Annotated in this window: 10 protein-coding genes; all 10 read left to right on the top strand. The window is 44.4% G+C overall.

The features are described from left to right. Positions 1-208: 208 nt before the first annotated feature. On the top strand, positions 209-985 hold the full coding sequence (locus HMPREF9443_RS09485) for an amino acid ABC transporter substrate-binding protein (protein WP_009146389.1): 777 nt from the start codon (positions 209-211) through the stop codon (positions 983-985). Between the two features lie 70 nt (positions 986-1,055). Continuing rightward, entirely contained in the window at positions 1,056-1,700 is a 645-nt protein-coding gene (locus tag HMPREF9443_RS09480) for an amino acid ABC transporter permease (RefSeq protein ID WP_009146388.1), read from the top strand. Positions 1,701-1,714: 14 nt separating this feature from the next. Then, positions 1,715-2,476: an amino acid ABC transporter ATP-binding protein gene (locus HMPREF9443_RS09475; RefSeq protein WP_009146387.1), complete on the top strand. Its 762-nt coding sequence runs from the start codon at positions 1,715-1,717 to the stop codon at positions 2,474-2,476. A gap of 123 nt (positions 2,477-2,599) precedes the next feature. Next, positions 2,600-2,839 (top strand): thioredoxin family protein, encoded by a 240-nt coding sequence (locus HMPREF9443_RS09470; protein WP_009146386.1) that lies wholly within the window; start codon positions 2,600-2,602, stop codon positions 2,837-2,839. A gap of 220 nt (positions 2,840-3,059) precedes the next feature. Then, the gene (locus HMPREF9443_RS09465; protein WP_009146384.1) at positions 3,060-4,667 is read left to right on the top strand and encodes a Na/Pi cotransporter family protein; all 1,608 of its coding nucleotides are present in this window, start codon (positions 3,060-3,062) and stop codon (positions 4,665-4,667) included. Between the two features lie 663 nt (positions 4,668-5,330). Beyond that, positions 5,331-8,267, top strand: a complete 2,937-nt coding sequence (locus HMPREF9443_RS09460; protein ID WP_009146383.1) for an acyl-CoA dehydratase activase-related protein — start codon at positions 5,331-5,333, stop codon at positions 8,265-8,267. Between the two features lie 13 nt (positions 8,268-8,280). Next, positions 8,281-9,525, top strand: a complete 1,245-nt coding sequence (locus HMPREF9443_RS09455) for a 2-hydroxyacyl-CoA dehydratase (protein WP_009146382.1) — start codon at positions 8,281-8,283, stop codon at positions 9,523-9,525. Positions 9,526-9,891: 366 nt separating this feature from the next. Further along, complete coding sequence (gene cas9, locus HMPREF9443_RS09450; protein WP_040565469.1) at positions 9,892-13,146, top strand: type II CRISPR RNA-guided endonuclease Cas9; 3,255 nt, start codon at positions 9,892-9,894, stop codon at positions 13,144-13,146. Positions 13,147-13,159: 13 nt separating this feature from the next. Then, positions 13,160-14,062, top strand: a complete 903-nt coding sequence (cas1, locus tag HMPREF9443_RS09445) for a type II CRISPR-associated endonuclease Cas1 (protein ID WP_009146380.1) — start codon at positions 13,160-13,162, stop codon at positions 14,060-14,062. Then, positions 14,055-14,375 carry a CRISPR-associated endonuclease Cas2 gene (gene cas2, locus HMPREF9443_RS09440; protein ID WP_009146379.1) on the top strand — a complete coding sequence of 107 codons (321 nt, stop codon included), beginning with the start codon at positions 14,055-14,057 and terminating at the stop codon, positions 14,373-14,375. Before cas1 ends, cas2 begins: the two co-directional genes overlap by 8 nt. Positions 14,376-14,702 lie beyond the last annotated feature (327 nt).

The raw sequence follows: 14,702 nt of genomic DNA, 5'->3' as shown, positions 1-14,702 counted from the left end.
CATCGAGGATCACTTCAAAGGCTCCATTACTCCGGCATTCTGATTTACCGAAGCATAGTACAAAAGCTCCCGCAGACTTCTGTGGGAGCTTATTTCTTAGCTTACCGCAATTTCTAAAAAAAATTTGCGTTTAGCACTTTACAAATTTAGCGTACTAAAGTATAATGGGTACATAGTTAAATGCTAATTAACAAATGAGGTGTGGAAAATGAAAAAATTAGTAGCTTTAGTAATGGGTCTGATGATGATGCTCATGATGGTTGCCGGCTGCGGCAGCGACGGCCCGAAAAAAATGGTAATCGGCCTGGACGATAACTTCGCTCCTATGGGTTACCGCAATGAAAAGAACGAAATCGTCGGCATGGATATCGACCTTGCACGCGAAGCCTGCAAGCGTGCCGGCATGGAAGTAGAATTCAAGCCTATCGATTGGGGTGCAAAAGAAGCAGAGCTCAAATCCAAACGCATTGACGCTATCTGGAACTGCTTCACCGTTAACCCGGAGCGTGAAAAGGTATATGGCATGTCCAAGCCTTACATCAACAACTCCCAGCTGGTTGTTGTTCCTAAGGATTCTCCGATTAAAACCCTCGAAGATTTAAAGGGTAAAATCGTAGCGGTACAGGATGACAGCACAGGCTCCTACCTGCTCGAACAGCCTGCACACAAAGAGCTGGCAGCTTCCATGAAGGAAGTTCGCAAATATCCCGACTTCGCAGCTATTTACATGGAAATAGACAACAAACGTGTTGATGCTGCTATCGTAGACGCAGTTCTTGCTCGCGGCTATTATGACAAAAAGAAACCCGGTGCCTACAGAATTCTTGAGCAGAACATGGGTGATGAGGTTGTAGCAATTGCCTTCCGTAAGGACGACAAAGACTTCAAAGACCGCATCGACAAAGCTATGGATGAAATGAAAAAAGACGGTACCTGCAAAAAGATTTCCGAAAAATGGATGGGCGCAGATATCACAAAATATTAATTTGTTATCACTTGAGGGCTGTCGCATTTAGCGGCAGCCCATATTATAATTATATGGAGAGAAATAATTTATGGATTACGTTTTAAATATCATCCCTCAGATGATGGATGGCTGCCTGGTATCATTTCAAGTTTTTATTATCACCATCGTACTGAGCATTCCGTTGGGCATTTTGCTCAGCCTCGGCCGTGTTTCCGGCATTAAACCCCTGCAGGCCCTCATCGGCGGCTATGTTTGGATTCTGCGCGGCTCCCCGCTTATGCTGCAGATTTTCTTCGTTTACTTCGTACTGCCGTCCGTCGGCATCCGCCTGCCGGACTTTGAATCTGCTATCGTAGCCTTTGTATTAAACTACGCTGCCTACTTCTGCGAAATCTTTCGCGCCGGCATTCAGGCAATTCCTGCAGGCCAATATGAAGCAGCGCACACTCTGGGTATGAACTACGTGCAGACCATGCGCCGCATTATCCTGCCGCAGGTTATCCGCATCATCCTGCCGCCTATCAGCAACGAAACCATTACCCTGGTAAAGGATACATCTCTGGTATACGTGCTGGCGATGAACGATCTGATGCGTACCGCACGCAATTTGGTACAGCGTGACTTTTCTATTACCCCCTTCATCGTTGCTGCAGTCTTCTACCTGCTGGCAACTCTGATTTTAACCCTTGTTTTTGAACGTCTGGAAAAACGCTTCTCCAGATATGACCAATAGGAGGAGTAACAGCTATGACAACAAAAATCAAAGCAACCAATATCTGGAAAAAATTCAACAATCTGGAAGTACTCAAAGGCATCGACCTGGAAGTAAACGAAGGCGAAGTTGTTGCCGTAATCGGTCCTTCCGGCGGCGGCAAAAGCACCCTGCTGCGCTGCCTCAACAAGCTGGAAACAATCGATAAAGGCAGCATCACCATCGACGGTGAAGAGCTGTGCCGTGAAACCTCCGGTGGCACGGAATACGTCAAGAACAATGATGTCCGCCGCATTGCCTGCAAAATGGGCATGGTATTCCAGCAGTTCAACCTTTTTCCGCACATGACTGTTCTGGAAAACCTGATTGAAGCACCCGTCAACGTACAAAAGCGCGATAAAGCCGAAGTAATCAAGGAAGCAGAGGTTCTGCTGGCAAAGGTTGGTCTTTCCGACAAGCGCGATGTTTATCCGCGTAAGCTCAGCGGCGGCCAACAGCAGCGTGTAGCTATCGCCCGTGCTTTAGCCATGAAGCCTGCTATTATGCTTTTTGACGAGCCTACCTCTTCTCTGGATCCGGAGCTGACCGGTGAGGTTTTGCGTGCTATGCGCGAGCTGGCAGACGAAAAAATGACCATGGTAGTCGTAACTCACGAAATGGGCTTTGCCCGTGAGGTTGCCACCAAGGTTGTTTTCATGGCTGACGGTCATGTGCAGGAGCAGGGCAGTCCGGAAGAAATTTTTATTAACCCTAAAAACGAACGTCTGAAATCCTTCTTAAAAGTAATTTTAAAGTAATCAGATAAAGGTTTCTAAATTAATTCACAGATTACACCTACCTTTGTCATATATGTTTGTTACAATAATACTCGAGGATGAAAGGAACCTATTGAACAAGGCAAGCAAAGAAAGGTGATTTCAATGCACGTTAAAATTCTTGGCCCCATGACTAAGCAGGCAGAGCTGCTGCTGCAGAATACCGCTATTGCTTTAAAGAAGCTCAAGGTTAAGGCTGAGTTTGAAAAAGTTTCCGAATTCCAAAAGGTAGTGGCCTATGGAGTGATGGCCTTCCCCGCTTTAGTCATCGACGAAAAGTTAGTTGCTGTCGGCAGCACGCTTTCGGTAGATGAAGCCATGACTCTTATAAAGCAACTCTCCTAAACATATCTTTTCATCATACACCTCTCCTTAAAATACACCGCACCGTGCGAAATGTGCGGTGTATTTTTTTGTTTCGGAAGCATTTTGATTAATGTAAAATTTATGTAAAGTTCCTTACGCACTTTTAACATCATAAAATTTCTAGTATAATAGGTATAGGTATACGCTGTTTTACAGCAATCATGGATGCATACAAATTAAAAAAGGGGACTTATTTTTTATGCTTGCTTATTTCTTGGCATTTTTAGGCGGTATCGCCTTGTTTATGTATGGTATGCAGCTGATGGGTGACGGTCTGCAAAAGGCTGCCGGCGCTAAGCTGCAAAAGATTTTGGAGGCCATGACAGGCGTGCTCGCTATGGGCATTCTGTTGGGCGCAGTTGTTACTGCTGTGCTGCAGGCCAGCGGTGCTACCACCGTTATGACCGTAGGCCTGGTAAATGCAGGTCTGCTCACGCTGAAGCAGGGCTTCGGCATTATCATGGGTGCCAACATCGGTACTACTATGACGGCACAGCTCATCGCCTTCAAGCTTTCCGACTATATCACGATTTTAATCTTCATCGGCTTTTTGATGCAGCTGCTGGCGAGAAAAAGCCGCACAAAATATCTTGGCCAGGTTATGCTGGGCTTCGGTATTCTGATGCTGGGCATGGATATGATGGGCAAAGCTGTTATGCCTCTGCGTAACTATTCCGGCTTTGTGCATTTCATCGAGGTTTTCTCCAGCAATCCGTTGCTGGGCATCGGCATCGGTATGATTATGACTGTACTGATTCAGTCCAGCAGTGCTACCATCGGTATTCTTATCGCTATGGCCGGTCAGGGACTTATTCCGTTGGAGGGTGCGATTCCTGTACTGCTCGGCGACAATATCGGTACCTGTATTACTGCCGTACTCGCTTCGCTTCGTGCTAACCTTACGGCTAAGCGTGTAGCTGCAGCTCACGTAATGTTCAACGTTATCGGCAGTATAATTTTCGTAATCTTGATGCCGTTCTTCATTAAATTCGTGCTGCTCGTATCGCCTGACGGCGACATTGCGCGTCAGATTGCGAATGCGCACTCGGCGTTCAACATTTTGAACACGCTGCTCTTTATGCCCTTTGCCAACCCTTTCATCAAGCTGGTAGAAAAGATTGTGCCGGGCAAGGCAGAAATCATTTCCATGCGCCCTGTTTATCTTGACAAAAACATGCTGAACACTCCCTCTATCGCTATCAGCCTTGCTGTCAAAGAGGTTGTGCGTATGGGCGAGCTGGCACGCAAGGACGTGCGCCTGGGCATGGAGGCTATTCAAAGCTTTGATGCCGACAAGGTAAAATATGTTCTGGAGCACGAGCCTGTTGTCGATGCGTTGGAGCGAGATATTACCGACTATCTGACGCAGATGAGCTCCTCTGAAATGAGCGAAAGCCTGACGACACGCCACACCGGTCTTTTGCACGCCTGCACGGATATCGAACGTATCGGTGACCATGGTGAAACATTGGCTAAACGCGCACGCAAGCTTGTTGAGGATGACGTGGTTTTCTCTGACGAGGCTAAGGCCGAGCTGCTGCAGCTCAGCGAAATGGTACTGCGTGCCTCCGGACGTTCATTGGAAGCACTGGAGAAAAATGATAAGGTTATTGCGGAGGATGCTGTGCGTCTGTGCCGTGAGGTTAAGCAATATCAGAAGGAAATCCGCAAGAATCACATCACGCGCCTTAACGAACATATCTGCAATCCTACTGCAGGCTTCGTTATGATGGAGCTGCTGATTAATATGAAGCGTGTATCCGATCATTCCAAAAACATTGCCCAGCTGGTGCAGGGAACATTCTAAAACTTATAAAGCAACAGCAAGCATACAGACTACCGCTCAACATAGTCTGTATGCTTTTCTTTTGCGTAAAAGCATTGCTAAGCTAACAGAGTACGTACATAATTAATCCGCACTTTCTCATATGCGCTTATGAATTTACTCAAGTATACTTTAGTAAATCGTACTTGAGTAAATTTACTCGAAATACTGCAAACCCTGCTTACCTAAAACGACCATATAATCACCATAGTCTTATTCTTACATACCTATTTTGCTGTACTTATAAAATCACAGCTTTTTCACAAAATCTTTGCTATAATTTAAGTAAGCAAGGACTGCGTTTCCGACTGCTACAGTCTTAGCGCAGTCCTTTTTGGTTACGCGTAGAGCCATAATCGGCTTTACGGTTTTTTATTATACCTATTGCAGCAGAGATTTTTATAATATATAAGTTTGTAAACTATATTATATATATTGAGCACAACATTTCTCCGCTGCAAAACGACGAAACGCTGCAGCGTTTCGCACTTTTTTTACTTTAATTATTGATGACACCTTTTACTAATTACAGGTAAAGTATTACAATATAAGATGAGTATTTATCAGCTTAGATTCAGATTATAAAAAAAGAATGTGAACATGCTTCAGACATGGCTCTGAACGTCATATTCGCAGGAGGTTACTATGCAGATAGGATTGGATATTGGCAGTACAACAATTAAAATCGCCGTACTGGACGATGCAGGCAATCTGCTATTCCATAAATACGAAAGACATTACAGCCAGATTGCAGAGAAAATTCTGGCCCTACATAAAGAATTGATGACTAAATTCCCTACACTGCATAGCGCACGTCTGGCCATCAGCGGCAGCGGCGGTATCGGTGTAGCAGACAGCTGCGGACTGCAATTCGTGCAGGAGGTTTTTGCGGAAAAAATCTGCGCTGAAAAGCTCAATCCCAGAACCGACGCCGTTATCGAATTAGGTGGCGAGGATGCCAAAATCCTCTTCTTAGGCCGCCATTTTGACGCACGTATGAACGACAGCTGCGCCGGAGGCACCGGTGCTTTTATCGACCAGATGGCTTCCCTGCTGAATGTAGAAACACCCCAAATGAACGAGCTGGCACAGCAGGCACATAACACCTACACCATCGCCAGCCGCTGCGGCGTTTTCGCCAAGAGCGATATCCAGCCGCTGCTCAACCAGGGTGCGGAAAAAAGCGATCTGGCAGCCAGCATCTTCCATGCTGTAGCAAGCCAGGCCATCACCGGTCTTGCCAAAGGCCGTCCCATCAGCGGTAATGTGCTGTATCTTGGCGGACCGCTCACCTTTATGAGCTGTCTGCGTGATGCCTTTGACAGTGTTCTGAATATCAAAGGCGTCTGCCCGGAAAACAGCCTGCTTTATGTAGCAATGGGTGCAGCCTTCTGCGCCGAGCATGATGTGGATCTTACCACGCTGCCAGAAAAACTGCAGACAGCAGCACAGCACAGCTTTGAGCATCTGCCGCCGCTTTTTAAAAACGAAGGTGAATATACCGTTTTCAAGATGCGTCACTCTAAAGAAAGTGTCGCTATAGGTACCCCTGCGGAGGCTGGGGAAGCCTTTATCGGTATCGATTCCGGCAGTACGACTATTAAAATCGCTGTTATGAGTCCTGACGGCAAATTGCTTGATTCCTTCTATCAAAGCAATAAGGGTAATCCTGTTGTTGCCGTCCGCAATTATCTTACTGATTTCTATACAAAATATCCCAACTGCCGCCTGCTGGCAGGTGCAGTCACCGGCTACGGCGAGGAGCTGATTCGCCACGGCTTTGGTGTTGACTATGGTATCGTAGAAACCATGGCGCACTTTTATGCTGCCCAATATCTGGAGCCGGAGGTAGATTTCATTCTTGATATCGGCGGTCAGGATATGAAGTGCCTGAAAATCCACAACGGCGCTATCGACAACATCTTTTTGAACGAAGCCTGCTCCAGCGGCTGCGGCAGCTTTTTGCAGACCTTTGCCGAAATTTTGGGCTATACAGCCGAGCAGTTCGCACAAATCGGCCTTAAAGCAGATATGCCTGTAGATTTAGGCAGCCGCTGCACCGTGTTTATGAACAGCAGCGTTAAGCAGGCACAGAAGGACGGTGCCTCTGTTGCCAACATCAGCGCCGGCCTGTCCATCAGTATTGTCAAAAACGCTTTGTATAAGGTTATCCGCCCGGCCAGCAAGGAGGCCATCGGCAAACACATCGTCGTTCAGGGAGGCACCTTCCTCAATGACTGCGTACTGCGCGCCTTTGAGCAGGAAATGGATTTGAACGTTATCCGCCCCAACATTGCAGGCCTTATGGGAGCCTACGGCGCCGCCCTATACGCACAGCGCCGCTACAAGGACGCACCGCATCAGACAACGCTGCTCAACCTGCAGCAGCTGGGTGAATTCGTTCACACCGTCAAGGGCATGACCTGCGGCCTGTGCAATAACCATTGCCACCTCACCGTCAACACCTTTGCCGGCGGCAAACGCTTTATCAGCGGCAACCGCTGCGAGCGCCCCATCACCCACATGGCCCCCAAGGATGAGCTGAACCTGTACCGTCAGAAGCTGCAGCTGCTCAAGGAATTGCCGGTTAATGAAACGCCTAAACGCGGCATTATGGGTATACCTATGGGCCTGAATATGTATGAGCTGCTCCCTTTCTGGAATGCCTTACTCTCCAGCCTGGGCTTCAAGGTTGTACACAGTCCGATTGAAGACAAAACTATTTACCGTCTTGGTCAGGGAACCATCCCCAGCGACACCGTCTGCTATCCGGCCAAGCTGATGCACGGCCATATCAAATGGCTCCTGCAGCAGGGAATCACCAATATCTTCTATCCCTGCATGACCTACAATATAGATGAACAGGGCACGGAAAACTGCTATAATTGCCCTGTTGTAGCCTATTATCCCGAAGTGCTGCACGCCAATATCCGTGATTTGAATAAGCCTGAGATACATTTCTTCTATGATTATCTTGGCCTGCTCCATAAAAAGAAGCTGGTCAAAAAACTGCAGGAAATGTTTTCCAAGGCCTACCCGGATATCACCAAGGAGGAAATCCGCAAGGCTGTTGATGGTGCCTTCACTGCCTTTTATGACTATGAAGCACAAGTAAAGGCTAAAGGACAGGAAATCATCACCAAGGCACGCGAAGAGCATAAGCCTATCGTTGTACTGGCAGGCCGTCCCTATCACATCGACCCCAAGGTCAACCACAGTATCGACCGCCTGATTACCAACATGGGCGCTGCCCTCGTCAGTGAGGATGCCGTAAGCAGTCATATTAAGACCAAGGAACTCAACCGCGATTTGCAGGTGCTCAACCAATGGACCTATCACGGCCGCCTGTATGCGGCAGCCGAATATGTTGCCCAAAATCCTGATATGCATCTGATTCAGCTTGTAAGCTTCGGCTGCGGCTGCGATGCGATTACGGCCGATGAATGCCGCCGCCTCCTCGAAGAACGCGGACGCATCTATACACAAATAAAAATAGACGATATCGACAACCTTGGTGCTGCCAAAATCCGCATCCGCAGTCTGTTCTCCGCAGCCCAGCTTTTCGATATAGATAATAATTAAAGGAGATTTGCATATGCTACCAGCAGCTAACGTTAAGTTTACCCCCTTCACGGAGGATATGAAAAAAACGCATACTATACTTATACCCGGCATGCTGCCTATGCATTTTTCACTGCTGCAGGCAGCACTCGTAAGCTGCGGCTACAAAGCCGAGGTTCTGCACAACACAGGACGCGAAGTAATCGAAACCGGTCTGAAATACGTCAATAATGATATCTGCTATCCGGCACTGCTAGTTATCGGCCAGCTGATAAACGCTCTGGAAAGCGGTAAATACGACTTGGAGCACACTGCGCTGATTATCACCCAAACAGGTGGCGGCTGCCGTGCCTCCAACTATATCTATCTGCTGCGCAAGGCTTTGGAAAAAGCAGGACTTACCCATATTCCTGTTATCAGCCTCAATGTCAATGGTTTGGAGCAGCAGCCAGGCTTCCATCTGGATGCATCCATGGTGCATAAGTTTTTGGCTGCCGTTGTTTACGGCGATACCCTGATGTACCTGACGAATAAAACACGTCCCTATGAGGTTGTACACGGCGCTGCCGACAGACTGGCGCAAAAATGGCTGGCACGCTTGAGTGAAGCCTTCAAGAGCGGCAAGGCGCAGGCCTTGGGCACTATCAAGCAGCTTACTAAGGCTATTGCGCACGAATTTGCGGATTTGCCTATCACCAACAAGGAAAAAATCAAGGTCGGTATTGTCGGTGAAATCTACATCAAATATGCCGCATTGGGCAACAACAATCTGGAAGCTTTCCTGCAACGTCAGAACTGCGAATATATGCTGCCCGGTCTGATGAATTTCATCATGTACTGTGTTGATACTTATCTTACGGATTACAAGCTTTACGGCGGCAGCTTTATCAAATACAGTGTCAACAAAAGCGCTATGTGGTATTTGAAATATATGGAAGGCATTCTGCATCAGGCTCTCAGTATCGCTCCCTTCAGCCCCCCCGCCACCTATGAGGAAACTAAGGCTATGGCCAAGGGTGTTATCGGCTACGGCAACAATATGGGCGAAGGCTGGCTACTGACTGCCGAAATGCTGGAGCTGGTGCATAGCGGCTACACCAATATTATCTGTGCTCAGCCCTTCGGCTGCCTGCCTAATCACATCGCCGGCCGCGGCATGATTAACAAAATCAAGGAGATTGCCGAAGAAGCCAATATTTTGGCACTGGACTACGATGCCAGCGCTGCCCGCGTCAATCAGGAAAACCGTATTAAGCTGATGCTGGCGACAGCGAAGTAAAAATTTCTGAAAATACCAAAGTTACGAATTACCTGCTGTATTTTATGCCTTATAGTATATTCTTGTTCCGGCAGGCGATTTTCTTTATGAAATATCTTAACTTTTTGTTTTTTATTTTTGCTTAAAATATTGTATTATTTTTCATAAGTATAGCAGGATTTATATAGCTTCATCTAGAATTATAAAAATATATTTTATTTTGAGATTTACAATTTGAGGCAGACGTGTTATACTTAAATCAATCCTTATACCATACCAAGGATTATCGGGTTACTATGATAAGGTAACACACCGAAAAGCTCTAACGCCCTGCCATCCGGCAGGGCGTTATCTTTTTACACGCCCAAATAAGAAAGGATGTTGAGAATGAAATATGCAATAGGCCTTGATATCGGAATTGCATCTGTCGGCTATGCCGTTTTAGCATTAGATCACGAAGAAAACCCGTGGGGAATTATCCGCCTTGGTTCGCGTATCTTTGATGTAGCAGAAAATCCCAAGGACGGTGCCTCCTTAGCCTTGCCACGTCGTGAAGCCCGCAGCGTCCGCAGACGCCTGCGCAGACATCATCATCGTTTGGAGCGTATAAAAAATCTTTTGATTAACACCGAGTTTATAACAAAAGATGAGCTTTTGCATTTATATGATGGTAATCTTTCTGATGTATACGAATTACGTGTAAAGGCCCTTGATTATTCTGTAACTAATGCAGAGCTTACACGAATTTTATTACATCTCGCACAAAGACGTGGTTTTAAATCCAACAGAAAATCTGATGCCAACGACAAGGAAGCAGGCCAGCTTTTGGAAGCAGTTTCCGCAAACGCAAAACGCATGCAGGAAAACCATTATCGTACTGTAGGCGAAATGTTTTATAAAGATGATTTGTTCTCAAAATACAAACGCAATAAAGGCGGCACCTACCTTACTACAGTGCATAGAGATATGATTGCTGCCGAAGCCAGAACTATTCTTGAAAAGCAATTTGCTCTAGGCAACAATATCTGTACTCAAGATTTTATAGACAAATATTTATCTATTCTCTTAAGCCAAAGGCAATTTGATGAAGGTCCCGGCGAACCAAGTCCCTATGCAGGCAACCAGATAGCCAATATGATCGGCAAATGTACCTTTGAACCGAATGAATATAGAGCAGCCAAAGCAAGCTATTCTTTTGAACGCTTCAACTTGCTGCAAAAAGTTAATCATTTACGCCTATTACTTGAGGGAAAATCCATTGCTCTTGATAACGAACAGCGCAAAAAAATAATAGCATTAGCGCACGACAAGGCAGATTTAAGATATTCTCATATCCGCAAAGCTTTAGGCTTAGATGAAAAGGTATTGTTCAATACCATAACATACAATGATGATGTAAGCGTAATAGAAAAGAAAACAAAATTTAATTTTCTCCAAGCCTATCATCAAATCAAAAAAGTCTTGGCAGAAGATATGCAGAAACTTACAACAGAACAACTAGACAATATAGGTCAGATACTTTCTACATATAAAAGCGACAACAAACGTACAGAAGAACTTTCTGCACTAGGCTTAGAAAAAAAAATTATTGATGCATTACTTGGCATTAACGGCTTATCAAAATTTGCCCATCTTTCTCTCAAAGCCTTACGCAAAATAAATCCTTATCTTGAAGAAGGTAAAATTTACAACGAAGCATGTACTGCTGCCGGTTATGATTTTAAAGCTCATGCCAACACACAAAAAACAGAGCTTTTACCTGCATACAAGGAAGAGATGGACGATATAACCAGTCCTGTAGCAAGACGAGCTATTGCTCAAAGCATTAAGGTCATTAATGCTATTATCAGAGAGCAAAAAGGTTCTCCGCTTTATATTAATATCGAATTAGCACGCGAAATGGCAAAAGGATTTGATGAACGTACTCAAATTGACAAAGCAAATAAAGAAAACCAAGCTAAAAACGAGCGTATTATGGAACGTATTCGCACAGAATTCCATAAAGCAAATCCAACCGGTATGGATTTAATTAAGCTAAAGCTTTGGGAAGAACAGGATGGCAGAAGCCCCTATAGCCAGAAAGCAATAAGTATAAACCGTCTTTTTGAGCCCGGTTATGTAGATATTGACCACATCGTTCCCTACAGCATAAGCTTTGATGACAGTTTTAAAAATAAGGTTCTCGTTTTTTCTGATGAAAACCGTGACAAAGGCAACAGACTTCCTATTGCTTATCTCCAAAGTAAATTTGGCGCAAAAGCAGCTGAGAATTTTATGATTTGGGTGCAAAGCAATATAAAAGATTATAAAAAACGTCAGAAGCTGTTGAAACGTGAAATTACGGAAGAGGATATTAATAAATTTAAAGAACGTAATCTGCAAGATACCAAAACTATCTCTCGTTTTCTTTATAATTACATTAATGATTATCTGCTGTTCGCTCCTTCAGATACAGGCAAGAAAAAACGAGTTACAGCCGTCAACGGTACTATTACCGCTTATCTGCGAAAAAGATGGGGCATAAATAAAATCAGAGCCAACGGTGATAAACACCATGCTGTAGATGCGGTTGTAATTGCCTGCACTACCGACAAGATGATTAAAGATCTTTCTTCTTTTTCCAGATACCATGAATTGGAGTACACGCACACAGACACAGAAAGCTTTTTGGTTAATTCTTTAACCGGCGAAATTTTAAAACGTTTCCCCTACCCATGGGAAGATTTTCGCCCCGAACTAATGGCGCGTTTATCTGATAATCCAGCTGATGCTTTACGCAAGCTTAATTTGATTTTCTATCATGGAATCGATTTAAGTACCATTAAGCCGATTTTCGTATCACGCATGCCACGTCATAAGGTTACCGGTGCTGCGCACAAGGCAACCATCAAAAGCGCACGCTGCCTAGATAATGGTATTGTAATCTGCAAAACAAGCCTGCAAAATCTGAAGCTTGATAAAGAAGGGGAAATAGCAAACTATTACGCACCTGAAAGCGACACCATTCTGTACAATGCTTTAAAGGAACGCTTACGCTCCTATGATAACAAGCCGGCAAAGGCCTTTGCCGAACCGTTTTACAAGCCAAAAGCTGACGGCACACCGGGTCCTTTGGTAAAAAAGGTCAAGGTATACGAAAAGTCAACCTTAAATGTTGCTGTCCAACAGAATACTGCTGTTGCCGATAACGACAGTATGGTACGTGTAGATGTGTTCCATGTCAAGGGTAACGGTTATTACCTTGTTCCTATTTACATAGCAGATACGCTGAAAAAAGAGCTGCCAAACAAAGCTATTGTAGCTTACAAGCCTTATGCTGATTGGCCTGTAATGGATGACAGCAACTTTATTTTCTCGCTGTATCCTAACGATTTAATAAAATTTGAACACAAAAACAGCGTTAAGTTTGCCAAAGTAAATAAAGAAAGCACATTAAATGATTTTTATAGCACCAAATCAGAAATTGTATATTTTAAGGGATGCAACATTAATACTGGTGCTATTACTATAATAAATCACGAAAACACCTATGTTGTATCTAGTCTTGGAGTAAAAACATTACCTTCTCTTGAAAAATATCAAGCTGATGTCCTCGGTAACTATACCAAAGTAAAAAAAGAAGTACGCAAGCCCTTTCGTTAAGAGGTGATAAAAAATGGCTTATCGTAATCTGATGATTGCCAGCAATGCGCAATTAAAAATAAAAAACGAGCAGCTTCTGATCAAAACAGATACTACTCACAGCGTTCCTATTGAGGATATTAATTCCGTACTCGTCGAAAATCATCAGAGCACGATAACCATTGCCACCTTAGCCAAATTAGTGCAAGACGGCGTAACAATTTTTGTTTGCGACGAAAAGCATACTCCTTGCGCTATTATGATGCCTTTTGCGCAAAATGCCAGACAATACGGTGTTGTTAAATTGCAGGAAAGCCTATCTCTGCCTCTACAAAAACAGCTCTGGCAACAGATTGTGAAGTACAAAATAAACAATCAGGCCATTTGTCTGGAATTCAATAAGCAGAACAATGCCGCACAGCAGCTTCGTTCATTGGCCAAAAAGGTAACTAGCGGAGATAGCAATAACACAGAAGCCGTTGCTGCCGCTGTTTATTTCAAAGCTCTATTTGGCCCAGACTTTATCAGAAGCAATGACGATGACCTGCGTAACGCGGCCTTAAATTACGGATATGCTATTATACGCGGACATATTGCGCGATTGATTGCCAGCTATGGCTTTTTGCCCATGAAAGGCATTCATCACAAAAGCGAATTAAACGCATATAATTTGGCAGATGATTTCATAGAACCATTCCGTCCGGTAGTTGACCTGTTTGTAGCAAAAGAAGCACAAGCCTTTGAAGCAGTAACACCACAGCTTAAGCAAAAGCTCTATAATCTTTTGAACATGGATATCAAAATAGCACAGCAAAATCATTCTGTGGCATATGCAGCTGAAAAAATGATTCAAAGCTTCAGCCGCTGTTGCCAAAAAACATCAAAGGAACTGCTGCTTCCTACCTTAGTAGCCTTGAGGCAGCACACATATGAATAAATTTATGAGAATGCTGGTATTTTTTGATATCCCTGTAAAAACTAAAAGAGAAAGACGCATTGCTACAGCGTTTCGTAATTTTTTGCTAAAGGACGGCTACCATATGGTACAATATTCGGTTTATGCTCGTGTCTGCAACGGCATGGATGCAGTACAAAAACATCGCAGCAGATTAAATACAGCTTTACCGGAAAACGGCTCTGTCCGTTTATTAGTCATAACAGAAAAGCAATATGAAACTATTGAAATATTGGTTGGCAACTATCACGAAGATGATACACCATTTGTCTGCGAGCAGATTTCAATTTTCTAAAAAACTAATTTTACTGCTCATTTAATGCTAGTTACATTATTTTTTCTCATACCAAAAAGCCCTTAAAGCCAAGCTTTAAGGGCTTTTTGCAGTGGTCTATTATACCATACCAAGAACCACCGGGGAACTACAACTCCAGCGTGTAACGGTTCTCTGACAGCTTATATTATACCATACCAAGAACCACCGGGGAACTACAACCTTTGCTTTGTTGACTATAGTATACACTATATTATACCATACCAAGAACCACCGGGGAACTACAACTATCGTGATCTGTCTGGCAAATCGCTTGAAATTATACCATACCAAGAACCACCGGGGAAC

Origin of the sequence: Phascolarctobacterium succinatutens YIT 12067 (genome assembly GCF_000188175.1) — a bacterium.
In the GTDB taxonomy this organism is placed as follows: domain Bacteria; phylum Bacillota; class Negativicutes; order Acidaminococcales; family Acidaminococcaceae; genus Phascolarctobacterium_A; species Phascolarctobacterium_A succinatutens.
This window is presented reverse-complemented; position numbering and strand designations above follow the sequence as displayed.

What these genes read in the sequence shown, in the direction of transcription:
- cas2 (WP_009146379.1), top strand. Translation starts at nt 14,055, where the DNA reads ATGAATAAATTTATGAGAATGCTGGTATTTTTTGATATCCCTGTAAAA.
- HMPREF9443_RS09455 (WP_009146382.1), top strand. Translation starts at nt 8,281, where the DNA reads ATGCTACCAGCAGCTAACGTTAAGTTTACCCCCTTCACGGAGGATATG.
- HMPREF9443_RS09480 (WP_009146388.1), top strand. Translation starts at nt 1,056, where the DNA reads ATGGATTACGTTTTAAATATCATCCCTCAGATGATGGATGGCTGCCTG.
- cas1 (WP_009146380.1), top strand. Translation starts at nt 13,160, where the DNA reads ATGGCTTATCGTAATCTGATGATTGCCAGCAATGCGCAATTAAAAATA.
- HMPREF9443_RS09475 (WP_009146387.1), top strand. Translation starts at nt 1,715, where the DNA reads ATGACAACAAAAATCAAAGCAACCAATATCTGGAAAAAATTCAACAAT.
- cas9 (WP_040565469.1), top strand. Translation starts at nt 9,892, where the DNA reads ATGAAATATGCAATAGGCCTTGATATCGGAATTGCATCTGTCGGCTAT.
- HMPREF9443_RS09470 (WP_009146386.1), top strand. Translation starts at nt 2,600, where the DNA reads ATGCACGTTAAAATTCTTGGCCCCATGACTAAGCAGGCAGAGCTGCTG.
- HMPREF9443_RS09460 (WP_009146383.1), top strand. Translation starts at nt 5,331, where the DNA reads ATGCAGATAGGATTGGATATTGGCAGTACAACAATTAAAATCGCCGTA.
- HMPREF9443_RS09465 (WP_009146384.1), top strand. Translation starts at nt 3,060, where the DNA reads ATGCTTGCTTATTTCTTGGCATTTTTAGGCGGTATCGCCTTGTTTATG.
- HMPREF9443_RS09485 (WP_009146389.1), top strand. Translation starts at nt 209, where the DNA reads ATGAAAAAATTAGTAGCTTTAGTAATGGGTCTGATGATGATGCTCATG.